General features: G+C 68.3%; 21 protein-coding genes. 15 read left to right on the top strand and 6 right to left on the bottom strand.

All coding sequences use genetic code 11. The annotated features are described in order from the left end of the window. Positions 1–56: 56 nt before the first annotated feature. On the bottom strand, positions 57–1,415 hold the full coding sequence (locus J8I33_RS02105; protein ID WP_204384240.1) for an acyl-CoA dehydrogenase family protein: 1,359 nt from the start codon (positions 1,413–1,415) through the stop codon (positions 57–59). Between the two features lie 240 nt (positions 1,416–1,655). Between J8I33_RS02105 and J8I33_RS02110 the strand changes: the two genes are divergently transcribed. The 10 genes from J8I33_RS02110 (at position 1,656) to J8I33_RS02155 (ending at position 11,473) form a co-directional block, all read left to right on the top strand. Then, entirely contained in the window at positions 1,656–2,741 is a 1,086-nt protein-coding gene (locus J8I33_RS02110; RefSeq protein ID WP_209925307.1) for an LLM class flavin-dependent oxidoreductase, read from the top strand. Positions 2,742–2,764: 23 nt separating this feature from the next. Continuing rightward, a complete protein-coding gene (locus J8I33_RS02115) occupies positions 2,765–3,604 on the top strand; it encodes a class II aldolase/adducin family protein (RefSeq protein ID WP_209925309.1) in 840 nt (279 codons plus the stop codon). A gap of 33 nt (positions 3,605–3,637) precedes the next feature. Then, positions 3,638–4,672 carry an ABC transporter substrate-binding protein gene (locus tag J8I33_RS02120; protein WP_027782912.1) on the top strand — a complete coding sequence of 345 codons (1,035 nt, stop codon included), beginning with the start codon at positions 3,638–3,640 and terminating at the stop codon, positions 4,670–4,672. A gap of 4 nt (positions 4,673–4,676) precedes the next feature. Further along, a complete protein-coding gene (locus tag J8I33_RS02125) occupies positions 4,677–5,774 on the top strand; it encodes an ABC transporter permease subunit (RefSeq protein WP_209932812.1) in 1,098 nt (365 codons plus the stop codon). Further along, positions 5,768–6,589 (top strand): ABC transporter ATP-binding protein, encoded by an 822-nt coding sequence (locus J8I33_RS02130; RefSeq protein ID WP_209925317.1) that lies wholly within the window; start codon positions 5,768–5,770, stop codon positions 6,587–6,589. The genes J8I33_RS02125 and J8I33_RS02130 overlap by 7 nt, the downstream gene beginning before the upstream one ends. Positions 6,590–6,639: 50 nt before the next feature. After that, positions 6,640–7,824: a cytochrome c gene (locus J8I33_RS02135; RefSeq protein WP_209932814.1), complete on the top strand. Its 1,185-nt coding sequence runs from the start codon at positions 6,640–6,642 to the stop codon at positions 7,822–7,824. A gap of 33 nt (positions 7,825–7,857) precedes the next feature. Continuing rightward, complete coding sequence (locus J8I33_RS02140; protein WP_050010912.1) at positions 7,858–8,811, top strand: ABC transporter substrate-binding protein; 954 nt, start codon at positions 7,858–7,860, stop codon at positions 8,809–8,811. Between the two features lie 94 nt (positions 8,812–8,905). Then, the gene (locus J8I33_RS02145; protein ID WP_050010911.1) at positions 8,906–9,772 is read left to right on the top strand and encodes an MOSC N-terminal beta barrel domain-containing protein; all 867 of its coding nucleotides are present in this window, start codon (positions 8,906–8,908) and stop codon (positions 9,770–9,772) included. 117 nt (positions 9,773–9,889) lie between these two features. After that, positions 9,890–10,456 carry a TetR/AcrR family transcriptional regulator gene (locus tag J8I33_RS02150; protein ID WP_089489307.1) on the top strand — a complete coding sequence of 189 codons (567 nt, stop codon included), beginning with the start codon at positions 9,890–9,892 and terminating at the stop codon, positions 10,454–10,456. 63 nt (positions 10,457–10,519) lie between these two features. After that, a complete protein-coding gene (locus J8I33_RS02155) occupies positions 10,520–11,473 on the top strand; it encodes a quinone oxidoreductase (protein WP_245170193.1) in 954 nt (317 codons plus the stop codon). A gap of 77 nt (positions 11,474–11,550) precedes the next feature. Here the strand turns inward: J8I33_RS02155 and J8I33_RS02160 are convergent, their stop codons facing one another. From J8I33_RS02160 to J8I33_RS02170, 3 genes are all read right to left on the bottom strand, one after another. Further along, on the bottom strand, positions 11,551–12,954 hold the full coding sequence (locus tag J8I33_RS02160; protein ID WP_209932945.1) for a sensor histidine kinase: 1,404 nt from the start codon (positions 12,952–12,954) through the stop codon (positions 11,551–11,553). A 151-nt stretch (positions 12,955–13,105) separates the two neighbouring features. Next, the gene (locus J8I33_RS02165; protein ID WP_050010908.1) at positions 13,106–13,780 is read right to left on the bottom strand and encodes a response regulator; all 675 of its coding nucleotides are present in this window, start codon (positions 13,778–13,780) and stop codon (positions 13,106–13,108) included. A gap of 125 nt (positions 13,781–13,905) precedes the next feature. Continuing rightward, positions 13,906–15,147 carry a multidrug effflux MFS transporter gene (locus J8I33_RS02170; protein WP_209932817.1) on the bottom strand — a complete coding sequence of 414 codons (1,242 nt, stop codon included), beginning with the start codon at positions 15,145–15,147 and terminating at the stop codon, positions 13,906–13,908. Between the two features lie 102 nt (positions 15,148–15,249). On the opposite strand from J8I33_RS02170, the gene J8I33_RS02175 reads away from it, so the two are divergent. From J8I33_RS02175 to J8I33_RS02195, 5 genes are all read left to right on the top strand, one after another. Further along, on the top strand, positions 15,250–16,728 hold the full coding sequence (locus J8I33_RS02175; protein WP_209932819.1) for a PLP-dependent aminotransferase family protein: 1,479 nt from the start codon (positions 15,250–15,252) through the stop codon (positions 16,726–16,728). 192 nt (positions 16,729–16,920) lie between these two features. Continuing rightward, positions 16,921–18,021, top strand: coding sequence for an ABC transporter substrate-binding protein (locus J8I33_RS02180; RefSeq protein ID WP_124593296.1), 1,101 nt, complete (start codon positions 16,921–16,923; stop codon positions 18,019–18,021). A 121-nt stretch (positions 18,022–18,142) separates the two neighbouring features. Beyond that, positions 18,143–19,915: an iron ABC transporter permease gene (locus J8I33_RS02185; protein WP_209932821.1), complete on the top strand. Its 1,773-nt coding sequence runs from the start codon at positions 18,143–18,145 to the stop codon at positions 19,913–19,915. Further along, positions 19,908–20,975: an ABC transporter ATP-binding protein gene (locus J8I33_RS02190; protein WP_050010903.1), complete on the top strand. Its 1,068-nt coding sequence runs from the start codon at positions 19,908–19,910 to the stop codon at positions 20,973–20,975. The genes J8I33_RS02185 and J8I33_RS02190 overlap by 8 nt, the downstream gene beginning before the upstream one ends. A gap of 157 nt (positions 20,976–21,132) precedes the next feature. Next, entirely contained in the window at positions 21,133–22,224 is a 1,092-nt protein-coding gene (locus J8I33_RS02195; RefSeq protein ID WP_089489303.1) for a porin, read from the top strand. A 142-nt stretch (positions 22,225–22,366) separates the two neighbouring features. Here J8I33_RS02195 and J8I33_RS02200 read toward each other — a convergent pair whose 3' ends face one another. Together J8I33_RS02200 and J8I33_RS02205 are read right to left on the bottom strand one after the other, a co-directional pair. After that, entirely contained in the window at positions 22,367–22,720 is a 354-nt protein-coding gene (locus J8I33_RS02200) for a hypothetical protein (protein ID WP_245171301.1), read from the bottom strand. Between the two features lie 143 nt (positions 22,721–22,863). Continuing rightward, positions 22,864–24,051 carry a DUF6402 family protein gene (locus J8I33_RS02205; protein ID WP_209932823.1) on the bottom strand — a complete coding sequence of 396 codons (1,188 nt, stop codon included), beginning with the start codon at positions 24,049–24,051 and terminating at the stop codon, positions 22,864–22,866. Positions 24,052–24,053: the final 2 nt, after the last annotated feature.

Here is a 24,053-nt window from a genome sequence, read left to right on the forward strand (position 1 = left end):
CCGCACAGCGCCTGCCTCCCGCCTCGCCATTTCCGGGCAAGGCAACCCGGCCCGGCTCACGCATCGCGTCGACCGGTTTCGATCCCGTTGCGTGACGTTGCGTCCGCCGCCGCGTTCGTCCGCCCGCGCGTCGTCGCATCGAGCACCGCCCGCCCCGCCGCCACCGCGATCGCGTCGTCCTGCGGCGTATGCACGCGGCTGCACAGCACGTCGCGATAATGGCGTTCGAGCGGATTCGCGCGGCTCAACCCGTGATTGCCGGACAGCTTCAGCGCCTGCTCGACCGTCCGGATCGCGTGCTCGGTCACGGTGCGCTTGACGAGGCCGCTGGTCGTCAGCGACGGCGCGTTGCCTGCGTCGGTGCGCGCGATGTGTTCGTCGAGCAACACGCGATTCGTATGCAGCCAGCCCTCGATTTCGCCGACCGCCTCCTGCACGCGCGGCAGCGTCGCGAGCGGCGCGCCGAGCCCGCTCGGCGCACGCGTCGTCGCGAACTCGACCAGCCAGTCGCGTGACGCGCGCGCCACCGCGTCGTACAGGCTGCCGAGCAGCGCGACCATCCACGCCTGCTGATCGGCCTGCGCGTCGGCATCCGCGTGCGCGGCAGCCGACACGGCCCATGCGTCCGGCGCGCGCACGTCGACTGCGTGATCGGCCGGCAGCGGCACGTCGTCGAACACGACCTCGTGGCTGCCCGACGCGCGCAGGCCAACGTGATTCCAGCTTTCGATCACGCGGATGCGGTCGCCGTCGGTCTCCGGGTCGCGCGGCACGAGAAACACGCCGACGCGCGGCGTCGGCTCGTCGGTACGCGCCCACACGGCCAGCCAGCGCAGCGCCGGGATGCCGGTGCTGTAGAGCTTGTGGCCCGACAGCCGCCAGCCGTCGCCATCGCGGCGTGCGATAGTGTCCGGCAGCCCGCCGCGCGACGGCGAACCGAGCGCGGGCTCGACGCGCAGCGCGTTGATCAGCGCGCCGTGCGCGACCGCGCTGTCGAACACCGCGCGTCGCACCTGCGCCGGCCAGCGGTTGTCGGCGCGGCCGAGCGCGCGATGCTGCAGATACGTCATCGTCAGCACCAGCGCGGTCGCCGGGTCGGCCCGCGCGACGGCGGCGACGATCCGGCTCGCCCGCGCCAGCGTCGCACCGGCGCCGCCATGCTCGCGCGGCACGACCTGCGCGATCAGCCCGGCACGATGCAGCCGTGCGAAGTTCTCGTGCGGAAAGCGGCCGTCGACGTCGTTGCGGGCCGCATCGGCGGCGAGCTCGGGGGCAAGGCGCTCGAGCAGCGCGGCGACGCGCGCGTCGCTCGCCTCGTCGGCGTCTGCAGCGGCGACGAGGTCAGCGGCGTCAGCAGGCAGAAGGCGCAGCGAAGGTTGCGGTGGCGGCGAGGAAGCGGCAAGGCTGGCGGACATCGAAACGGATTCCCTGGGGTAGGTCGAACACGGCGGCGAACGCGGCGGCAAATACAGCGTCAACGCGCGCCCGATCATTCGCGAGCCCATAGCGTATGCGCAACGCATACGGCCCCAAACCATGCAAATCTGATATTCAAATCGGGATTGATTATTTCCATTCCGCATGATCCCGGCGTTAACCTGCGCTCCATTCCTGCCCGGCCGTGCGCCGGGACGTCCCTGTACCGGAGACCCCAGATGAGCGTCGAATTCATCGGCATGATCCAGAGCCAGAAGCAGTCGGAAATCCACCCGGCGTCCGGCCCCGTGGTCGATCCCGACTATGTGCGCGACTTTGCCCGCGCCCACGAAACGGCCGGCTTCGACCGGATTCTCGTGCCGCATCACTCGACCGGCCCGTCGGCGACGCTGACGATCGCGTTCGCGGCGGCCGCGACCGAGCGCATCCACTTCATGCTCGCGCATCGGCCGGGCTTCACCGCGCCAACGCTCGCCGCGCGGCAGATCGCGACGCTCGACCAGTTCAGCCGCGGCCGGCTCGCCGTGCACTTCATCTCCGGCGGCTCGGACAGCGAGCAGCAGCGCGACGGCGATTTCCTCGATCACGACGCACGCTATGCGCGCACCGACGAATACCTCGGCATCCTGCGGCGCATCTGGACCGAAGCGCAGCCGTTCGATCACGACGGTGCGCATTACCGGTTCAAGCAGGGTTTCTCGGAAGTGAAGCCGGTCCAGCAGCCGCATGTGCCGATCTACTTCGGCGGCGCGTCGGAAGCCGCGCTCGCGGTGGCCGGCAAGCACGCGGACGTCTACGCGCTGTGGGGCGAATCGCTCGACCAGGTGCGCGACCTGACGACGCGCGTCCGCACCGAAGCCGCGAAACACGGCCGCCAGGTGCGCTTCTCCGTGTCGTTCCGCCCGATCCTCGCGGCGACCGAGGACGAAGCGTGGGCGCGTGCGCACCGCATCCTCGACGAGACGCGCCGGCTGCGCGAAGCGGCCGGACTCGGCGCCGGCGGCCCGCAGCAGAGCGAAGGCGCGCGCCGCCTGCTCGCCGCGGCCGAGCGCGGCTCGCGCGTCGACAAGCGGCTGTGGACCGAGATCGCGAAGCTCACCGGCGCGCGCTCGAATTCGACGGCGCTCGTCGGTACGCCCGAACAGGTCGCCGACGCACTGCTCGACTACTACGACCTCGGCGTGACGACGTTCCTGATTCGCGGCTTCGATCCGCTGGAAGACGCGATCGACTACGGCCGCGAACTGATTCCGCGCGTGCGCAGCGCCGTCGCCGCACGCGACGCGGCGCGCCGCGCTGCCTGAGACCAACGGAGCCCTACGCGACCATGTCCGCCGTCCTGTCCTCGCCCAACCGTACCGCATCGGGCCTCGTGCTCGCCGATACGCCGCGCCAGCACTTCTGGTTCGATCCGCCCGCGCCGCGCGTCGACGTCGCCGCCGAGCGCCGCCACCGGCAGGAGCGACTCGCGGCCGCGTTCCGCCTGTTCGCGCGCTTCGGCTTCGCGGCGGGCCTCGCCGGCCACATCACCGCACGCGATCCAGAGCTGCCCGACCATTTCTGGGTGAACCCGCTCGGCGTGCATTTCTCGCAGATCAAGGTGTCCGACCTGCTGCTCGTCAACGCGCGCGGCGAAACCGCGATCGGCACGCGGCCGCTGAACAAGGCGGCGTTCGCGATCCACGCGGCGATCCACGAAGCCCATCCGCACGTCGTCGCCGCCGCGCACACGCATTCGACCTACGGCAAGGCCTGGTCGACGCTCGGCCGCCCGCTCGATCCGCTCACGCAGGACGCGTGCGTGTTCTACGAGGATCACGCGCTGTTCGACGACTTCACGGGGATGGTCGTCGACACCAGCGAAGGCGCGCGGATCGCCGATGCGCTCGCGAAGCCGGACGGCACCACGCACAAGGGCGTGATCCTGAAGAACCACGGGATCCTGACGGCCGGCCCGACGGTCGAGGCCGCCGCGTGGTGGTACATCGCGCTCGACAACGTCGCGCACACGCAGTTGCTGGCCGAAGCGGCCGGCACGCCGCAACCGATCGATCATGCGACCGCGCGCCATACGCACGGCCAGATCGGCGGCCCCGACGGCGCGCTGCATGCGTTCGACAGCCTGTTCGCGCGCATCGTCGCCGACGAACCCGACCTGCTCGACTGAGCCGCCTTTCCGCCACACCGGAGACCAGACAACATGACCCACACCACCGCGCCCACGCCTGCCGACGCGCACGACGACCAACGCCGCCGCCTGCTGCGCGCGGCCGGCGCCGCCGCGCTCGCCGTGCCGGCGATCACGCTCGGCCGCAAGGCCTGGTCCGCGCCGCCGCTGAAGAAACTCACGTTCGCATGGAACCAGAACGCGTTCTGCCTGACGCCGATCGTCGTCGCGCAGGAGCGCGGCTTCTTCGAGAAAAACGGGCTGAAGGTCGAACTGATCAACTACAGCGGCTCGACCGATCAACTGCTCGAATCGATCGCGACCGGCAAGGCCGATGCGGCGGTCGGGATGATCCACCGCTGGCTGAAGCCGCTCGAAGCCGGCTTCGACGTGAAGATCATCGGCAGCTCGCACGGCGGCTGCGTGCGGCTGCTCGGCGCGAAGGCCGCAGGCGTCACGACGCTGCAGGCGCTGAAGGGCAAGACGGTCGGCGTCAGCGATCTGGCCGCGCCCGGCAAGCACTTCTTCTCGATCCTGCTCGCGAAGAACGGCATCGATCCCGAGCGCGACATCACGTGGCGGCAGTATCCGGCCGACCTGCTCGGCGTCGCGGTCGACAAGGGCGAAATCCACGCGATCGCCGACGGCGACCCGAATCTCTACCTGCTCGAAAAGCGCAGCAACGGCGCGTATACCGAACTCGCGACCAACCTGTCCGGCGAATACGCGCGCAAGGTGTGCTGCGTGATCGGCGCGCGCGGCGACCTCGTACGCAACGACCGGCCGTCGGCCGCCGCGCTCGCGCGCTCGATCGTGCAGGCCACCGAATACACGCACGACAACCCGAACGAAGCAGCGAAGGTGTTCGCGAAGTATTCGCCGAAGATCAGCCCCGAGGATCTGCGCAAGCTGTACGCGACGCTCACCTACACGCATCACCCGACCAACGTCGACCTCCAGCAGGAAATCGCGTTCTATGCGGACGATTTCCGGCGCATCAGCGTGCTGAAGAAGAGCACGGACCCGCAGCGCTTCGCGCAGCAGGTCTATGCGAACGTACTGGGGTAACGCGATGTCGACGATCGAACACGCTTCCGCCGCACGCGCCGCATCGGCCCCGGCCGGCGCCGCTGCCAACGCTACAGTTTCCGCGCGCGCAGCCTGCACGACTTGCGAAGCCACGCTGGCCGCAGAAGCCCGGCGCGCGCGCACCTGGCCGACCGGGATCGCCGCCGCGCTCGCGTGGGCCGCGCTCGGCGCGCTCACGCAGCTGTGGCCGAACCGGATCGTCGGCTTCAGCGACTGGGCGTACACCGATACGTTCGGCACGGCCGCGTGGACGATCGCCGCGCTGCTGCTCGTCGCCGCGACGCTCGGCCATCTCGTCGCGGCGACCCGCACGCGGCTCGCACGGGTGCGACCGGCCGGCCCGTGGCTCGTCGCGCTGCCGCTCGTGCTCGCCGCGTGGGAAATCGTCACCGCCAAAACCGGCTGGCTGCCGACGCCGTTCTTCGCGCCGCCGCAGGCGCTGATCGAGGTCTACGTCGACGACTGGCCGCGCCTCGCCAGCAGCGCCGGCAACACGCTGAAGCTGCTCGCGCTCGGGTTCGCGTACGGCGTCACGGTGGGCTTCGCGGTCGGCGTGTCGATCGGCTGGTCGCGCCGGATCGGCTACTGGGTGCATCCGGTGCTGCGCGTGCTCGGCCCCGTGCCGGCCACCGCGCTGCTGCCGCTCACGTTCTACTTCTTCCCGTCGAGCTATTCAGCCGCGGCGTTCCTGATCGCGCTCGCCACCGGGTTCCCGGTCGCCGTGCTGACGTGGTCGGGCGTCGCGAGCGTGAACAAGCAGTACTACGACGTCGCGCGCACGCTCGGCGCGAACGCGCGCTTCCTCGTGCTGCGCGTCGCGATTCCGGCCGCGCTGCCGCACGTGTTCGTCGGCATCTTCATGGGGCTGAGCGCGTCGTTCACGGTGCTGGTCGTCGCCGAGATGATGGGCGTCAAGTCGGGGCTCGGCTGGTATCTGAGCTGGGCGCAGGGCTGGGCGTCGTACGTGAACATGTATGCGGCGCTGCTCGTGATGGCGCTGCTGTTTTCCGGGCTGATCGCGCTGCTGTTCGCGGTGCGCGACCGTGTGCTCGCGTGGCAGAAAGGAACCGTCAAATGGTAAGCGCCGCCGTACTCGAATCGTCCGCGGCCACTGTCGCGGCGCCCGCCGTCACGTCGCCGCGCGGCGCACGCATCGACATCCGCCGCGTGAGCCATGCGTTCGACGGCCCCGGCGGCGCGCTGCCGGTGCTCGACGACGTGTCGCTGTCGGTCGCGGCCGGCGAATTCGTCGCGCTGCTCGGCCCGAGCGGTTGCGGGAAATCGACGCTGCTGCGGCTCGTCGCGGGGCTCGACGCCGCGCGGCAAGGAACGATCGCGCAGGACGGCACGCCGATCGAGCGCCCCGATCCGTCGCGCATCGTCGTGTTCCAGGACCCGACGCTGTACCCGTGGCGGCGCGTGCGCGCGAACGTCGCGCTCGGCCTCGAAGCGCGCGGCGTCGCGCGCACCGCGCAGCATCGCGTCGACGATGCGCTCGCGCGCGTCGGGCTGCAGGCGTTCGCGAACGTGTTTCCGCATCAGTTGTCCGGCGGGATGGCGCAGCGCGTCGCACTCGCCCGCGCGCTCGTCAACGATCCGCGCTTGCTGATCCTCGACGAACCGCTCGGCAAGCTCGATTCGCTGACGCGGCTCACGATGCAGGCCGAGTTGACCGCGCTGTGGCAACGCGACGGTTTCTCCGCGCTGCTCGTCACGCACGACGTGGAAGAGGCGCTGTTCCTCGCGCAGCGCGTGATCGTGTTCGGGCCGCGCCCGGCACGGATCGTCGCCGAACTGCGTGTCGACCTGCCCTACCCGCGCCATCGCGGCGACCCGCGCCTCGCCGCATTGCGCCACGACGCGCTGCGGCATCTCGGGCTCGATGCGAGCTGGTAGATGCCGGATGCCGTTCGACGTTTGACTGCGGTACGCCGGAGACGCGTGCGATGAACGCGCCGCCGTTCGCCGACTGGGCCATCGCGTTCCTGCAACTGCTGTATCGCGCGCAGATCGCGTTGGCGCGTGTCCTGCACGCGCTCGGCCTGACCGGCGACGCCGACGGCCAGGCCGCGTGGCCGTGGGCACGCCGCATCGCGCTCGAAACGCTGCACGTCGACGCGGGACTCACGCGGCAACTCGCGTTCGCCTGTGGCGTGACGGCGCTGGCCGTCGTGCTCGCCTGCCTCGCACTGGCTTCGCGCAAGTGGCGTGTCGCGTCGGCCATCGCCGCGCTCGCCGTCGCGTGGTTCGCGCCGTGGCCGCCCGCTTCGCTGTGGCTCGCGCCTGCCGTGCCGACGAGCTTCCAGCGCGATCCCGCGCCGTTTTCCGTATCGAACGTGATGCGCGGCGCGCACCTGTATACGCAACATTGCGCGGCCTGCCACGGCGCGGACGGACGCGGCGAAGGGCCGCTCGCGGCCACGCTCGCGCACTGGCCGCCGACCTTCGCCGGCACGCTGCTCGCGCGTCGCCTCGACGGCGAACTGTTCTGGCGCGTGCGCCACGGCACGCAGGACGAGCACGGCGCAGCGACGATGCCCGGCTTCGCGGCGACGCTCGGCCCGCAGGACACGTGGGCCGTGCTCGACTACCTGAAAGCGTTGTCCGCCGGTAGCGGCGCGCAGGCGGAAGGCGCGTGGCCGGTGCCGGTCCCGCTGCCGGCACTCGACGTGCGCTGCGGCGACGCCGCGCCTCAGGCGCTCCAGCGCTGGCGCGAAGGTCAGCGCGTGCGCGTCGTCGCGCTCGCGCCGGGTGCGACGCCACCGCCGGAAGACGCGCGCTGGCAGACCTTGCTCGTCACCGAACGCGGCGCGCCCGTGCCAACGTCAGCCGGCGCGCGCGCGAACTGCGTCGCGACGACGGCCGATGCGTGGCGCGCATTCGCGACGATTGCCGGCGTTGCGCCCGACGCGCTCGGCGGCACGCAACTGCTGGCGGATCGGCGCGGCTGGCTGCGGGCGCGCGCGTTGCCGGGCAGCGCCGGCTGGTCGGATGCCGACCTGCTGTGCCGCTCGGACGCGGCGGTCCGGCCGGCCGCCGCGCGCGTGACAAGCGGCGACGCACTGACCGCGCTGCTGCTGCGCGTCGATCAGGAACCCGTGCGCGACGTACAGGCCGGGCTCCCGCATTGAACCCACGAATCCTTCCTTCGACAGAACTTCACGATGAATCCGACCCGACGCCACTTCCTCGCGCAGGCGAGCGCCCTTGCCACGATCGTCGCCGCGCCGGCCGCCCTGCGCGCGCAATCCGGCGCCCGCCCGCTGCTGCGCGCCGGCGACCAGAAAGGCGGGCTGCGCGCGCTGCTCGAAGCGGCCGGCGAACTGAACGGCCTCGCATACGACATCGCATGGACCGAATTCCCGGCCGCCGCACCGCTCGCGGAAGCGCTGAACGCGGCCGCCGTCGACTGCGGGCCGATCGGCGACGCGCCGGTGATCTTCGCGCTCGCGTCGGGCGCCCGCATCAAGGTGATCGGCGCGAACCGTTCCGATCCATACGGCACGGCCGTGCTCGTGCAACCCGACGCGGCGCTGAAAGGCGCGGCCGACCTGAAAGGCAAGCGCATCGGCACCACGCGCGGCTCGATCGGCCATTTCGTCACGCTGAAGGCGCTCGACGCGGCCGGCCTGCCGCCCGATGCCGTGTCGTTCCGCTTCCTGCCGCCGGCCGACACGATGCTGGCGCTCGCCACCGGCTCGATCGACGCGTGGGCGACCTGGGAGCCCTATACCGCGCTCGCCGAAACGAGCGGCCGCGCACGCGTGCTGGTCAACGGCCGCGGGCTGTGGTCGGGCCTCAGCTATCTTGCGGCGACCGACGCGGCGATCGCATCGAAGCGCGACGTGCTGCACGATTTCCTGCGGCGCGTCGTGCGCGCGCAGGCCTGGTCGTACCGGCACGTCGACGCGTATTCGGCCGCGCTCGCGCGCATCATCGGCATTCCGCCGGCCGCCGCGAAGCTGCAGTTCGAGCGCCGCGGCACGCGCTGGCAGCCGATCGACGCGACGGTGATCGCCGAGCAGCAGCGCACGGCCGACTTCTACCTGAAGGCCGGGCTGTTGCGCCAGCCGCTCGACGTGCGCACGACCTTCGACACGGGCTTCCCGCTCGCGTGACGGGCCGCGTGGCGGCGCGCGACCGCCCGAACGGCGCGGGCATGATCTGGCACAATCGCGTTTCGATCATCCCGCCTTCAGCCAGCGCCACGTCATGCCAGCCATCGCCGAACTCTTCGTCTACCCGATCAAATCCTGCGCCGGCATCGCGCTGCCGCGTGCGCAACTGCTCGAAACGGGCCTCGCGTACGACCGCCACTGGCTGATCACCGATCCGCACGGGCAGATGCTGACGCAGCGTACGCACCCGCGCCTCGCGCTGATCCGCCCGACGCTCGACAGCGACGCGCTCGTGCTGAACGCGCCGGGCATGCCGGCAATCCGCACGCCGCTGGATGGCGACGCGACGCCCGCCACGCCGAAGATGGCCGCGACCGTGTGGCGCGACACCGTCGATGCGATCGACACGGGCGCCGACACGGCCGCGTGGCTCACCGAATTCCTCGGCACGCCGACGAAGCTCGCGCGCTTCGGCCCCGACGCGCGCCGCGGCTGCAACCGCCAATGGACCGGCGACATCGATACGCATACGCAATTCTCGGACGCCTATCCGCTGCTCGTGATCGGTCAGTCGTCGCTCGACGACCTGAATGCGCGGCTCGCCGCGAAAGGCGCGCCGGCGATCCCGATGAACCGCTTCCGTCCGAACATCGTCGTGTCGGATCTCGACGCGTACGAAGAGGATTTCGTCGAGCACCTCGACACCGACGGCGACACGCCGGTGCGGCTGCGGCTCGTGAAGCTGTGCACGCGCTGCCCGGTGCCGACGATCGACCAGGCCACCGGCACGCCCGATCCCGCATGGCCGCACGAGCCAACCGACACGATGCAGACCTATCGCGCGAACCCGAATTACGACGGCGCGCTGACGTTCGGCATCAATGCGATCGTCGTCGAAGGCGCGGGCGCGTGGCTCGAAGTCGGGCAGCCGGTCGAAGCGGAGATCGGGTTCGGCGACTGAGCGACGATCCGCCACGACGACTGCCGGACAGGCGTGCACATGCGCCGGCAGATCAAGGCTCGGCTCTCCACCCACAATTTTATTGAACGATTGTTCCTGAATTGATATAGTTCGCTCATGGCAAGACCAAGGGAATTCGACACGGATGCAGCGCTTGACGGCGCGATCGCCGTTTTCAGCGAGCATGGCTTCGAGGGCAGCTCGGCCCAGATGCTCGTCAGCGCGATGGGCATCGGGCGGCAGAGCCTCTATGCGGCCTTCGGCGACAAATGGCAGCTTTACCTGTCGGCCGTGCGCCGCTACGGGATGGGCGAATGCGCTGCGCACTTCGACGCGCTGCGCAGCGGCGCACGCGCGATCGACGGGATCGACGCATTGCTCCGTCGCGTGGTCGAAACGGCTGCCCAACCTTGTCTTGGTACGATTTCGGTCTACGAATTCGGCGTGTCCCGCCCCGAGCTCGCCGAGATCCATGCGGTGCTGGCCCATAGCCTGATCGCCGCGATCGCGGCCCGAGTCCGCGATGCGCAGCGCGAAGGCGACGTGGCCGCCGGCCTCGTCCCCGAAGCGACCGCCCGGTTCCTGATCGCGAACATCACCGGCATCCGCGCGGCCGGTCGCGGCGGCGCCGACCACGCAAGCCTGAGCGCGTTGGCCGACATGACGCTGCGGGCGCTACGGTAGATTTTTTTTGGCAAATTAATGAATGATCATTCAATAACAAGGTAAATCATGAAAGCCATTGTGATGAACGGCACCGGCGGTCGCGACATGCTGGAGCAGGTCGAGCGGCCCGCCCCGGTCGCACGTACGGGCGAGGCGCTGGTCGAGATCGCCTTCGCAGGCGTCAACTTCATGGACATCGGCGTGCGACAGGGCATGGCGTGGACGGGATGGCCGAACCCGAAGATTCTTGGCGTCGAAGGCGCGGGCCGGGTGCTGGCGGTCGGCGACGGCGTCGACGGCATCGCACCCGGCCAGCGCGTCGCGTGGGCCTACGCGCCCGGCAGCTATGCGGAGCAAATTGCGATCCCCGCCACGTCGCTGGTGGCGGTTCCGGATACGATCGACGATCGCACGGCCGCCGCCGTGATGATGCAGGGTCTCACCGCCAGCCATTTCGCGACCGATTTCTATCCCGTACAGCCGGGCGACGTCGCTTTCGTCCACGCGGCGGCCGGCGGGCTGGGCCTGCTGTTGACGCAGATCATCAAGCTGCGCGGCGGCCGGGTAATCGGGCGCGTCTCGTCCGAAGACAAGGTCGCCGCGGCCAGGGAAGCGGGCGCGGATCATCTGATCGTCGATACCAGCGGGCGGTTCGCCGCGAAGGCGCTGCGCCTGACCAACGGCGAAGGCGTGCACGTCGTCTACGACGGCTCCGGGCCGAAGACCTTTCAAGGGTCGCTCGACGTGCTGCGCCGCTCGGGAACCTTCTGCTGGTACGGTCCGGTGCTCGGCGGGCCGGGGCCGATCGACCTCATGAGCCTGCCGAGGAGCATCAAGATCGGCTATACGACCTTCTTCGACCATATCTACACGCCCGAACTGCTCCGCGCGCACTCGGCGCGGCTGTTCGACTGGATCGCGGAAGGCCGGCTCAAGGTCCGGATCGGCGGCGAATACCCGCTGGCGGACGCGGCGCACGCGCATGCCGACATGGAAAGCCGCAAGTCCATCGGCAAGCTGCTGCTGAAACCGTGAGCGCCGGGGCGTCCGGTCGGCAGGCCGCGCGCCCCGCCACTCGGCTGCAACGGCTGCGACGCGTGTCGAAACCCTCTCTAACGATGGCTCGCCGCCGGCAGCCGCACCGTGACCACCAACCCGCCGCCGTGCGCATCGGCCAGCGTCACGCTGCCCTGATGCACGCGCGCGATCTCGCGCACGATCGACAAGCCGAGCCCCGTGCCTTCGACCGTCTGCGTCTTGCTGCCGCGATGGAAGCGTTCGAACACCGCATCGCGTTCGTCGGCCGGAATGCCCGGCCCGTTGTCGATCACGTCGAGCCGCGCGTCCGCCCCGTCGCGCGACACGCGCACCGTGATCACCGCATGGTCGCCCACATAACGGATCGCGTTGTCGATCAGGTTGCCGATCATCTCGCCGAGCAGGTCGGACTGCCCGAGCACGTCGACGTCGGCCTCGTGCTCGAAACCGAGATCGATGTCGCGCGCGCGTGCGACGGGCGACCAGTCCAGCGTCACGCTGCGCGCGAGCCGATGCAGCGCGACCGGCTTGTGTGCGACCGCATGACCGCTGTCCGAATCGAGCCGCGACAGCGACAGCAGTTGCTGGACGATCTTCGCGGCCTGCCGCACCGCGCCGTTCGCGCGCCGCAGGTGCACGTTCGCGCGCGGCTGCTCGTCGGGCCGCAACGCGAGCTCGACGCCCGCCTGCACGGCCGCGAGCGGCGTCTTCAACTGATGGGCCGCATCGGCGAAGAAGCGGCGCCGCGCCACCTGCATCCGTTGCGTGCGACCGATGTACTGGTTGATCGAATCGACGAGCGGCGCGAGTTCGCTCGGCATCGCACCCGTGTCGAGCGGCGTCGTATCGTCCTCGGTGCGCGCGGCGACCGTCGCCGACAGCCGGTTCAGCGGCCGCAGCCCGCGCCCGACGCCGAGCCACACGATCCCGAGCGCCAGCACGACGAGCAGCCCTTCCTGCAGCAGCGACCCGATCAGGATCTCGCGCGCGAGCGCCTGACGCGCCTCGATCGTCTCGCCGACCATCACCCACACGATGCGCGACTGCGCGGTCGGCACATCGTGCACGGGAATACGCAACGCGGCCATCCGCAATTGCTCGCCGCGATACACGACGTCGTAGTAGCGCGTGACGAACAGCGCGCCATCGCCCGCGTCGCGGCCATGCGGCAGCGGTAGATCGGGATAGCCGGTGACCGTGCGGCCGTTGTCCTCGCGGATCAGGTAGTAGATCTTGCCGCCGTCGCTCGATTCGAGCATTTCGAGCGCGAGATACGGCAAGTCGACCTCGATCTCGCCGGCGTTGAGCCGCACGCCTTCGCGGATCGACTTCAGCGACGACGACAGCGTGCGGTCGAACGCGACGTGCGCGGCGCTCATCGCGCGCTGGTACGTGAGCCACGAGTCGAGCGCGAGCAGGCCGAGCAGCGGCAACAGCAGCCACAGCGCGACCTGCGCGCGCAGGTTCGGGCGGGTCATCATGCGGCTCGCCGGGCCGTCCCGACGGGCATGGCGGGGCATTCGCGGCGCATTACCCTGCGCCCGGGCCGGAGGTCGTCGTTGCGAAGCCGGCCGGCGACGGCATGCGCCTCCTCGGCGGCCAGTGAATGACGGTGAGCGTCAAGGCGGATCACTCGTCCGCCTTCGCTTCGAGCAAGTAGCCCAAGCCGCGCAGCGTGACGATCGCGACGCCCGTGTTCTCCAGCTTCTTGCGCAGGCGATACACGTAGATCTCGATCGCGTCCGCGTTGACCGATTCGTCGAGCCCGAAGATCTTCTCCGACAGCGTGTCCTTGTTGATCGCGCGGCCGTTGCGCAGGATCAGCACCTCGAGCACCGAGCGCTCGCGCGGCGTGAGCGACAGCGGCTCGCCCGCGAGATGGAAGCCGCGGTCGATACTGTCGTACGAAAGCGGCCCGCATTCGACGCGCGAGTGCTCGTGACCGAGGCTGCGCCGGATCAGCGCGCGGGCGCGCGCCTCCAGTTCGGTCAGCTCGAACGGCTTCGCGAGATAGTCGTCGGCGCCGAGATCGAGCCCTTTCACGCGGTCCTCGACCGACCCGTGCGCGGTGAGGATCAGCACCGGCACCGGATTGCGGCGCGCGCGCAGCCGCCGCAGCACCTCCAGCCCGTCGAGCTTCGGCAGCCCGAGATCGAGGATCACCAGCGCGTAATCCTGCGTGCGCAGCACGTGGTCCGCCGCCTCGCCGTCGGCCATGTGATCGACCGCGAAGCGCGCGGCGCTCAGCGCGTCGTTCAGCGACTGGGCCAGGTTCGGGTTGTCTTCGACGAGCAGCACGCGCATGGGGATTCCGGTAAGGTCAGCGACAGCCCGCTACATTACATGATCCTTTCCGTCTCCACGCCTCGCGCAAACACGGGTTGCGCGGATGTTGCGAAGCGGCCGCGGGCGGCGCCGGCGGCTGCCGCTCAGCGCTCGGCAGCCGGACGGTTGCGCGCCGCGATGCGCGCATCGCCGGTCACACGCCGCTCGCGAAAACCGGCCACCACCGCGACGAACGCGATACTCGCGCCGGCCGTGACGGCGATCATCGGGCGCGCGGTGCCGTCCGACAGCCACGCCAGCACGCCGCCGCACGCGGCCGTGATCGCCATCTGGATAAAGAAGAACAGCCCCGACGCCGTGCCGGCGGTCCTCGTGTACGGCTGCATCACCGCGAACTGGCAGGCCGGAATCGCGATCCCGACCGCGATCATCACGACGAACATCGGTGCGACGAGGGCCGTCACCGAAGTCGGGGCGATCGCGCCGCCGATCCCCAGCACGGCGGCGCCGACGAGATTGACGGCCGCCGCCGCCGCGATGACCGAATCGGCTGACCAGCGCGCGCTGATCCGCGCGAACATATTCGAACCGACCAGATAGCCGAGTACGGTCACGCCGAAGATCGCCGCATAGACCGGCCCGGACACGCCGATTTGCCGCTGGAACAGCGTCGACGATTCCGCGATGAACGGGTAGTACGTGCAGTAAGCAAAGCTGATCGCGAGCGAATAGCGCAGGAAGCGCCGCTCGCGCAGCAGGCCGGCGTAGGTTCGCAGCAACCCCGCGCCGGCGCCGGCTGGCGGCCGCGCGTCGCATTCGCGCGTCTCGGGCAGGTAGCGCAGCACCATCGCGGCCGCGACCAGCCCGCCCGCCGCCAGCCAGCCGAACACGCCGCGCCAGCCGAGCCACTCGGCGATCGCGCTGCCGGCCAGCGGCGCGACCACCGGCGACAGCGCCATGCCGGCCGAGATATGGCCGAGCATCGTGGCCTGCGTCGCGGCCGGAAAACGTTCGCGCACGATCACGCGGCCGATCACGGTCCCGGTGCAGCCGCCCAGCGCCTGGAACATGCGCGCGGCGATCAGCGCAGGGATGCTCGTCGACCCTGCGCATGCGACGCTTGCGACGACGTACATGCCCAGGCCGCCGAGCAGCACCGGACGTCGGCCGTAGCGGTCGGACAGCGGCCCCGACACCAGCATCGACAGCGCATAGCCGACCATGTACAGGGTCAGCGTGAGCTGCAACTGCGCGTCGGTGCCGTGCAGCGCGTCCGCCATCGCGGGCAGCGACGGCAGGTACGCATCGATCGTGACGCGCGGCAGGCACACCACGAGCATCAGCAGGAACAGCCAGCCCCATCGGGGTAATGAGCGCGTCTTCATGCGGTGAGTCCGTTTCGGTCAGGATGGGTGGGGTCGACAGCAATCTAAGGCGAAAGTGATATAAGCTGAAGGGCCATTAAATCGACTATTGACTGGACCACTATGCCGCGAGGCAAAGCCGCGATTCCGCTGGATCTGCCGCGCCCCGCCGGGCTGTCGGGCGGCAGTCCGCAATCGAAGCAGGAATGCATCGCCGACACGATTCGCGACGCGATCCTGAAGCGCCTGCTGCCGGGCGACAGCCCGCTGCCCTCGAGCCGGACGCTGGCCGCGCGCTGGGATATCGCGCGCGGCACCGTCGAAGCGGCGTACGACATCCTGTGCGCCGAGGGCTACATCGGCCGCACGCAAGGATCCGGCACGCGCGTGTGCGCGGTCGTGCCGGACAGCTACCTGCGCGCGACGGCTCAGTCGCGCGGCAGCGCCCCGCGCCCGGCCCCGGCATCCCCCGCGCCCACCGCCCCGGCCGAACCCGAGCACGGCGTGCGTCCGGGCGTCCCGTTCGTCGCGCGGCTCGCCGATCCCGGCCTGCTGCCGATGCAGCAATGGAAGAAGGCGCTCGGCGCCGGCCTGCTCGCCGCAACGGCCGACGAGCTCGGCGCGACGCCGGCCCCAGGCGTCGAAAGCCTGCGCGCCGAAATCGCCGCGTACCTGCGCGAATACCGCGGCATCCCGTGCGAGGCCGGCGACATCGTCATCACGACCGGCATCCGCCACGCGATCGACCTCGTCGCGCGCACGCTGCTCGCGCCCGGCTCGACGGTGCTGATGGAGGATCCCGGCTATGCGTCGGCGTGGCAGATCTTCACGCTCGCGGGCGCGACCGCGATCGACGTGCCGGTCGATCGGGAAGGCATCGACACCGCGTCGCTGGACCGCCATCCCGATGCGCGCGCCGCCTACGTGACGCCGGCCCATCAGGCGCCGCTCGGCGTCACGATGTCGGTGTCGCGTCGGCTCGAACTGCTCGACTGGGCGCAACGCCACCGCACGTGGATCATCGAGGACGACTACGACGGCGAATTCAGCTACCAGACCGCCCCGCTGCCCGCGCTGAAATCGCTCGATGCGTGCGATCGCGTGATCTACTGCGGGTCGTTCAACAAGACGCTGTTTTCCGGGCTGCGCATCGGCTTCATGGTCGTGCCGGCGGCACTGCGGCCGGCGCTGTCCGCCGTGTGGCACGCGACCGCGCGCTCGGTCGGCGTCGCGCCGCAGCTCGCGCTCGCGCGCTTCATCGGCCACGGCGATTTCGCGAAGCACCTGCGCGCCGCCCGCCACGCATACCGTCAGCGGCGCGACATCGTGCTCGACCAGTTGGCGAAGCATGCGGGCGGCCGATACACGGTGTCCGGCGAGCATGCGGGTTTTCATTTCGTGCTGTGGCTGCCGCCCGGCATCAAGGAGGCTGCGTACGTTTCGCAAGCCCGCGCGGCGGGCATCGAGTTGCAGCCGATCCGCGGCTTCTGTCGAAGCGCCCGGTGCGAAGCGGGCGTCGTCGTCGGGTATGCCGCGCTGACGGCCGCGCACGCGCGGCATGGCGGCCGCCTCCTCGGACAACTGCTGGCCGCGTCCGCGTAGCCGGCAACCTCGCCCCCTCTCCCTTTCGAACCCTGCCGCGCGCCGAGAAACCCGCGGCGGCGGCCGCGTCGACCTCGGGAAATCCATGACACGAACGGCACGATTGTGAACGGAAATGAAAGCGGGCTGAAAGTGCGTCGCACTTAACATCCGCGTCACTCGAACAACATCGACGCATCACTGGAGGAAGACATGCCGTTTGCACCGAAGCACCTCGCCGCCGCGCTGGCGGTCGTTCTGGGCGCCGCCGCCGGCAGCGCCGCCGCGCAGGTTCCGGCCGGCTACCCGGGGAACTACCAGGGCGTGATCGACGCCGCGAAGAAGGAAGGCAAGCTGATCGTCTACTCGACGACCGACACGGGCCTCGTACGTCCGCTGATCAAGGACTTCGAAAGCCTGTACGGCGTGAAGGTCGAGTACAACGACATGAACAGCACCGAGCTGTACAACCGCTACATCAGCGAGAACGCGGCGAGCAGCACCAGCGCCGACGTGCTGTGGAGCTCGGCGATGGACCTGCAGGTCAAGCTCGTCAACGACGGCCTGATGGCGTCCTACGATTCGCCGGAAAGCCCGAACGTGCCGCAATGGGCGCAATACCAGAAGCAGGCGTACGGCACGACGTTCGAGCCGCTCGCAATCGTCTACAACAAGCGCCTGATCCCCGAAAACGAAGTGCCGAAGACGCGCGCCGAGCTGATCAAGCTGCTCACCACGCAGGCCGACAAGTTCAAGGGCAAGGTCACGACCTACGACATCGAGAAATCGGGCGTCGGCTTCAACTACCTGACCCAGGACGCGCACGTGAACGAGAAGGTCACGTGGGAGCTGGTAAACGCGATCGGCGCGACCGGCCCGAAGCTGCAGTCGAGCACGGGCGCGATGATGGAGCGCATCTCGTCGGGCGAGAACCTGATCGGCTACAACATCATCGGTTCGTACGCGTACGCGAAGGCGAAGAAGGACAAGTCGATCGGCTACGTGTTTCCGAAGGACTACACACAGGTCGTGAGCCGCCTCGCCACCGTGTCGAAGAAGGCGAAGAACCCGAACGCCGCGAAGCTGTGGGTCGACTACCTGCTGTCCAAGCGCGGCCAGACGCTGATCGCGAACCAGGCGAACCTGTACGCGATCCGCGCGGACGTGACCGGCGAGACGTCGGCCGCGAGCCTCACGAAGGAACTCGGCGATTCGCTGAAGCCGATCCAGATCGGCACCGGCCTGCTCGTCTATCTCGACCAGTCGAAGCGCCTCGCGTTCCTGAAGCAATGGCAGCAGGCGATCAAGCGCTGATGCGCTGATGCGCTGATCGGCTTCGGCTGACCCAGGCTGCCCGCCGCCCGTCGCGCGGGCGGCCCCTTCTCCTCACCGACTTCCTTGAGGCGGCCATCCGGATGGCCGCAGGGGCGAACTCATGCTTTCAACCAGCACACGCGGCACGGCACCGGCCGTTCCGCCCGCCGCCGGCCCGCGCGATGCCGTTCCCGCGCTGCCGGTCAGCCGCCTGCAGCCGCTCGCCGGCATGCTGCGCTGGATCGTCGTCGCGGTACTGACCGTCGCGGTCGCGCTGCCGCTCGGCTTCATCCTGTTCCAGAGCCTGCTGTCCGCGCCGTTCTTCGACGCGAACAAGACGCTCGGCATCGACGGCTTCCGCTTCATCTTCAGCGATCCCGACTTCTGGTCGGCCGTGAAGAACTCGTTCATCATCGCCGGCGGGATGCTGTTCATCTCGATCCCGCTCGGCGGCATCCTCGCGTTCCTGATGGTGCGCACCGACCTGCCCGGCCGCCGCTGGCTCGAACCCCTGCTGCTCACGCCGGTGTTCGTGTCGCCGATGGTGCTCGCGTTCGGCTACGTGGTCGCGGCCGGCCCGGTCGGCTTCTACTCGGTGTGGTTCAAGGAACTGGTCGGGGTGCAGAACGTGCCCTGGAACGTGTATTCGATCTTCGCGATCACGGTGATCGTCGGCCTCACGCACGTGCCGCACGTGTACCTGTATTCGTCGGCCGCGCTGCGCAATCTCGGCTCGGACGTCGAGGAAGCCGCGCGCGTGACGGGCGCCCGCCCGTTCCGCGTCGCGCTCGACGTGAGCCTGCCGATGACGATGCCCGCGCTGCTGTTCGCCGGCGTGCTGGTGTTCTTCCTCGGCTTCGAGGTGTTCGGGCTGCCGCTCGTGCTCGGCGACCCGGAAGGCCACCTCGTGCTCGCGACCTACCTGTACAAGCTGACCAACAAGCTCGGCGTGCCGTCGTATCACCTGATGGCCGCGGTCGCCGTGTGCATCGTCGCGATCACGTTCCCGCTCGTGCTGCTGCAGCGCCGCCTGCTGAAGACCGCGAGCCGCTTCGTCACCGTGAAGGGCAAGGCCGGCCGCGCGACGGTGCTGCCGCTCGGCGTGTGGCGTTGGGTCGCGCTCGCGATCGTCGCGCTGTGGCTGATGCTGACCGTGATCGTGCCGATCTCGGGCATCGTGCTGCGCGCGTTCGTGACCAACTGGGGCGAAGGCGTCGCGCTCGCCGAGGTACTGACGCTGTCGAACTTCATCGAGCTGTTCGAGCAGGACAACCTGGTGCGCGCGATCGTCAACACGCTCGGCATCGGCGTGATCGGCGGCGCGCTCGCGATCGGCTTCTACTCGCTCGTCGCGTTCGCCGGCCACCGTCGCCCCGACTGGGCGACCAGGCTGCTCGACTACCTCGTGCTGCTGCCGCGCGCGGTGCCGGGCCTGCTCGCCGGTCTCGCGTTCCTGTGGATTTTCCTGTTCGTGCCCGGCCTGCGCGAGTTGAAGAACTCGATGTGGAGCATCTGGATCGCGTACACGGTCGTGTGGCTCGCGTACGGGATGCGGCTGATCCAGAGCGCGCTGCTGCAGGTCGGCCCCGAGCTGGAAGAAGCCGGCCGCAGCGTCGGCGCGACGCGCAGCCGCGTGTCGCTCGACGTGACGCTGCCGCTCGTGCGCTTCGGCCTGCTCGCCGCGTGGCTGCTGATCTTCATGATCTTCGAGCGCGAATACTCGACCGCCGTCTACCTGCTGTCGCCCGGCACCGAAGTGATCGGCGCGCTGCTCGTGTCGCTGTGGGCGACCGGCGCCGTCGACCAGGTCGCCGCGCTCTCTGTCATCAACATCGCGATGGTCGGCGCCGGTCTCGGCGTGGCCCTGCGCTTCGGAGTGAAACTTCATGGATAAGCTCATCGTCGACGATCTGCACCTCAGCTACGGCGCCAACCCGATCCTCAAGGGCGTGTCGTTCGAACTGAAGGCTGGCGAAGTCGTGTGCCTGCTCGGCGCGTCGGGCAGCGGCAAGACCACGCTGCTGCGCGCGGTGGCCGGCCTCGAACAGCCGTCCGACGGACGCATCCAGCTCGACGAGCGCGTGTTCTTCGACGGCGCGCAACGCATCGACCTGCCCGTCGAACAGCGTTCGCTCGGCCTCGTGTTCCAGTCGTACGCGCTGTGGCCGCACCGCACCGTCGCCGACAACGTCGGCTACGGCCTCAAGCTGCGCCGCGTCGCGCCGGCCGAACAGAAGCAGCGCGTGCAGACCGCGCTCGACCAGCTCGGCCTCGGCCATCTCGCCGAGCGCTTTCCGCATCAGCTGTCGGGCGGCCAGCAGCAACGTGTCGCGATCGCCCGCGCGCTCGTCTACAACCCGCCGGTGATCCTGCTCGACGAGCCGCTGTCGAACCTCGACGCGAAGCTGCGCGAGGAGGCGCGTGCGTGGCTGCGCGAGCTGATCGTGTCGCTCGGGCTGTCGGCCCTGTGCGTGACGCACGACCAGACCGAAGCGATGGCGATGTCCGACCGCATCCTGCTGCTGCGCAACGGCCGCATCGAGCAGGAAGGCACGCCGGCCGAGCTGTACGGTGCGCCGCGCTCGCTGTACACGGCCGAGTTCATGGGCAGCAACAACCGCATCGACGCGCGCGTCGCCGCGATCGACGGCGAATGCGTGACGCTCGCCGGCGACGGCTGGGAGTTGCAAGCGCTTGCCCGCGACACGCTCGCGCCGGGCCAGGACGCCCAGGCCGTGATCCGTCTCGAACGCGTGCAGGTCGCCGACGGCCCGGGCGCGAACCGGCTGCAGGCCGACCTCGTCACGTCGATGTATCTCGGCGACCGATGGGAATACCTGTTCCATTGCGGCGACATGCGCCTGCGTGCGTTCGGCCATGTGCCGCGCGCGGCCGGCAAGCACTGGATCGAATTCCCGACCAACGACTGCTGGGCGTTCGCGAAAGCGGGCTGACCCGATCGCGGCGGCTCGCGCGCCGCCGCGCAGGCAGTCGAGCGCGTATCCCTTTGCGACTCGCATCGACGGACGCTTCATCGCGTCCGCCGATGGCGCGCTGCGTGCCCGTTTTCCGTTTCACCCCGCCTAAAACAACCCAGGAGACACCGTCAAAATGAAGTCACGCGCAGAACGTTCTATTCGAGCAGTAGTCCTCACCGGTTCGGCTGCAGCCGCCTGTCTCGCCGCGCCGGTCGCGCACGCGCAGTCGTCGGTCACGATATACGGGATCATGGACGCCGGCATCGAATTCGCGAACCATGCGGCCCCGGAAGGCGGCAATTCGATCAAGCTGAAGTCGGGCAACAAGAACACGTCGCGCTGGGGCTTGCGCGGCGTCGAGGATCTCGGCGGCGGGTTGAAGGCCGTGTTCCGGCTCGAAAGCGGCATCGATCTCGCGAACGGTGCGTCCGACGACGGCCCGGACTCGATCTTCGCGCGCCGCGCGACGGTCGGCCTGAAAAGCAAATGGGGCGAGCTGACGCTTGGCCGCAACTTCACCGTCACGTACGACTACATGATGCCGTTCGACCCGATGGGTTACTCGCAGAACTATTCGTGGGCCTCGTCGTCGATGGCGACGGGCGGCCGCAAGGACGGCATGTTCACGCGCTCGTCGAACGCAGTGCGCTACGACGGCGAATTCAGCGGCTTCAAGTTCGGCGCGCTGTACGGTTTCGGCAACGTGCCGGGCAGCGTGAAGACCAGCTCCAAGTACGATTTCGCGATCGGTTACGAGACGGGGCCGTTCGCCGCCGTCGTCACGTTTGACCGGCAGAACGGCGCGGCCGACAGCGTCACGCCGGCCGATACCGTCAACTATATCCAGGGCATTCATGCCGGCCTGAGCTACGACTTCGGCAACCTGAAAACGATGGCCGGATACCGCAATTACAAGCGCACGTTCCGCACCACGGCAGCGAACCAGTTGAGCGACATGGTTTGGCTCGGCGGGTCGTACCAGTTCACGCCGACGTTCTCGCTGATCGCGGCCGTCTATCACCAGAACATCAAGGGCGGCACGGATGCCGACCCGACACTGGTGTCGGTGCGCGCGCAGTACGCGTTGTCGAAGCGCACGGTGCTGTATGCGGCCGGGGCGTTCGCGATCGCGAAACACGACCAGAAAGTCGGCGTGTCGCGCGATTTCAACGGGTATGGCACCACGCAGGTCGGGGTCACGGCGGGGATTCAGCAGCGGTTTTGAAGCTGACCGAATGGCGCGGGCGGCGGTACATGTGGCCGCCCGCCTCTATTCGATGCGGTGCCGGTCCTCGTGCGCCGTCGCGCATTATCCTGCGCCATTCGGGCGCACAATACGGCATCGGATAGGCACGAAGTGCGGTCGACTACGGCAACATAGCCTTGAATCGATCGAACAGTGTAGGCGGTAGCTTGATCTCGCCATCGCCCTCAACGGCAGAATCAAATACCAAGGATTCCTTAGTCCATACCAAACGGACGGCATCCGGGTACGTGTAAGTACGCTCGGCAAGCAATCGCATGTCAGATGTCCGATACAGTCGCAAAAGAATGCGGTCCCCAGGCAGATAGGTGTATTGCGCCGTGTAGCGCCCCCCATCGTTCCTGGAGAGTTCGGTATCAAACTGAGTCGCTCGTGCGCGGACGTGCGCATCCTGATAGTAAGAACCGGCGCAGCCCAACACAGTCACAGCTGCCACGCCAAAACCGAGCGCTCTCATTCCAGATCTCATTCGTGCGGCGCGCCCCTCTTGGTGCGCGAGGCTGTATAGGACAACTGTCAACATGCATGCAGCGATTCCGAACAGCGCGATTGCTGCAAGCGCAACGATACCCGCCCCTTGCATGGTGGTCGCCAATCCGTTCATTCGAAATACACCGTTATTGGTTTGTCCAGCATAATCGGCTTGTAGTCGGAAAATATGATGAAGTCACCGCCTCGATGATGTCTGGCTTGCCAGTCTCGGAACGAGCGATTCCGGACCGGATAGTAAACCTTCCCTGGCTCATAGAGGTTTGCGACCGTACTGCCGGACACGACCGGAAAATCAAACCACGGCTGATCTGCAAGATTCGCTGCAGTGTAACTTGGCACGATAATCACACCGTTTTTGCTCCAGTGGCCCAGGTACTGGGATCGTGAATCTGCAGCCCCGTCAAAGGAATACCCATCCCTGACGTATATAACGATGTGGGTGACCGTCGCCTCCTTACCTTCGGCGTCGAAGATAACGCGAGCTACCCCTGCATACAGATTGAAAGCCCCCAACGCACCGGTCAGGTCGTCAGGAACACCGGCATCCGGAAGCCGCCGCACAGCCTGCAAAGCCTTCTGCTCAAAGGAACTTTCCACAGCCGCTCGCTGGAACTGGAATTCCTTGTGTAGCTTGCGAATATCGTAGCCGCTGACCGTCCAAGGCGATACATCCCCGCGTCTGCGATAGCGACCAAGAATGTCCTTGAGGGTTTCATATGCGCGCGGGCTGTATATGTCGACATTCACGAGATTATCGTACTGCCTCTTGGCACGCGCGTGCTTGAGAACCCAATCCAGTTTTATGGTGGTTCGATCGATCATCGACTCCGGGTAGAGTTCGCCGTTCTGATTGATCTCGTTCCGCTGATCTTTTGATGTGGCCGAGTAGTTAAGCTCTCCTGCAAACCACCGCTCCATCAGTTTCGCCGAAACTGGCATATGCTCTTTGCGCATAGCATCGGGAATTTGCTGAATATCGAAAGGCGGCACCATCCTTTCCTTCTCCATCGGCTTCGGTTGCTTGGGCGGAACAGGCGTATCCAGCCATTTCCTGAAGCGAGAAAACGCAGCCGCGACCCTTTCGATGTCGTCCACCATCTTGTCGAGCGAATCGCGCTTGTCGACTCGCGCAACGGGCGTAGATTGCTCTACTGAGGACTCGCTCACCGGCGGAGCCATTGCTAGTGACAGGCCGAGATCACACGCCGGGATGCCCCCATCGTCCCCGTCGCACAGCTTCCATTTCCAAATCAGCTTGTTGATCCTTAAGTATGGGATTCCATCTTTATCGCGCACCG

The sequence above is a fragment of the Burkholderia sp. AcTa6-5 genome (genome assembly GCF_017815075.1).
GTDB lineage: Bacteria > Pseudomonadota > Gammaproteobacteria > Burkholderiales > Burkholderiaceae > Burkholderia > Burkholderia sola.

Bases quoted from the DNA above. Each gene is read 5' to 3' on its own strand.
- J8I33_RS02125 (WP_209932812.1), top strand. From the start codon at position 4,677: ATGTCGACGATCGAACACGCTTCCGCCGCACGCGCCGCATCGGCCCCG.
- J8I33_RS02170 (WP_209932817.1), bottom strand. From the start codon at position 15,147: ATGAAGACGCGCTCATTACCCCGATGGGGCTGGCTGTTCCTGCTGATG.
- J8I33_RS02165 (WP_050010908.1), bottom strand. From the start codon at position 13,780: ATGCGCGTGCTGCTCGTCGAAGACAACCCGAACCTGGCCCAGTCGCTG.
- J8I33_RS02180 (WP_124593296.1), top strand. From the start codon at position 16,921: ATGCCGTTTGCACCGAAGCACCTCGCCGCCGCGCTGGCGGTCGTTCTG.
- J8I33_RS02115 (WP_209925309.1), top strand. From the start codon at position 2,765: ATGTCCGCCGTCCTGTCCTCGCCCAACCGTACCGCATCGGGCCTCGTG.
- J8I33_RS02150 (WP_089489307.1), top strand. From the start codon at position 9,890: ATGGCAAGACCAAGGGAATTCGACACGGATGCAGCGCTTGACGGCGCG.
- J8I33_RS02190 (WP_050010903.1), top strand. From the start codon at position 19,908: ATGGATAAGCTCATCGTCGACGATCTGCACCTCAGCTACGGCGCCAAC.
- J8I33_RS02175 (WP_209932819.1), top strand. From the start codon at position 15,250: ATGCCGCGAGGCAAAGCCGCGATTCCGCTGGATCTGCCGCGCCCCGCC.
- J8I33_RS02160 (WP_209932945.1), bottom strand. From the start codon at position 12,954: ATGACCCGCCCGAACCTGCGCGCGCAGGTCGCGCTGTGGCTGCTGTTG.
- J8I33_RS02185 (WP_209932821.1), top strand. From the start codon at position 18,143: ATGCTTTCAACCAGCACACGCGGCACGGCACCGGCCGTTCCGCCCGCC.
- J8I33_RS02145 (WP_050010911.1), top strand. From the start codon at position 8,906: ATGCCAGCCATCGCCGAACTCTTCGTCTACCCGATCAAATCCTGCGCC.
- J8I33_RS02105 (WP_204384240.1), bottom strand. From the start codon at position 1,415: ATGTCCGCCAGCCTTGCCGCTTCCTCGCCGCCACCGCAACCTTCGCTG.
- J8I33_RS02155 (WP_245170193.1), top strand. From the start codon at position 10,520: ATGAACGGCACCGGCGGTCGCGACATGCTGGAGCAGGTCGAGCGGCCC.
- J8I33_RS02130 (WP_209925317.1), top strand. From the start codon at position 5,768: ATGGTAAGCGCCGCCGTACTCGAATCGTCCGCGGCCACTGTCGCGGCG.
- J8I33_RS02110 (WP_209925307.1), top strand. From the start codon at position 1,656: ATGAGCGTCGAATTCATCGGCATGATCCAGAGCCAGAAGCAGTCGGAA.
- J8I33_RS02120 (WP_027782912.1), top strand. From the start codon at position 3,638: ATGACCCACACCACCGCGCCCACGCCTGCCGACGCGCACGACGACCAA.
- J8I33_RS02135 (WP_209932814.1), top strand. From the start codon at position 6,640: ATGAACGCGCCGCCGTTCGCCGACTGGGCCATCGCGTTCCTGCAACTG.
- J8I33_RS02195 (WP_089489303.1), top strand. From the start codon at position 21,133: ATGAAGTCACGCGCAGAACGTTCTATTCGAGCAGTAGTCCTCACCGGT.
- J8I33_RS02140 (WP_050010912.1), top strand. From the start codon at position 7,858: ATGAATCCGACCCGACGCCACTTCCTCGCGCAGGCGAGCGCCCTTGCC.
- J8I33_RS02200 (WP_245171301.1), bottom strand. From the start codon at position 22,720: ATGAGAGCGCTCGGTTTTGGCGTGGCAGCTGTGACTGTGTTGGGCTGC.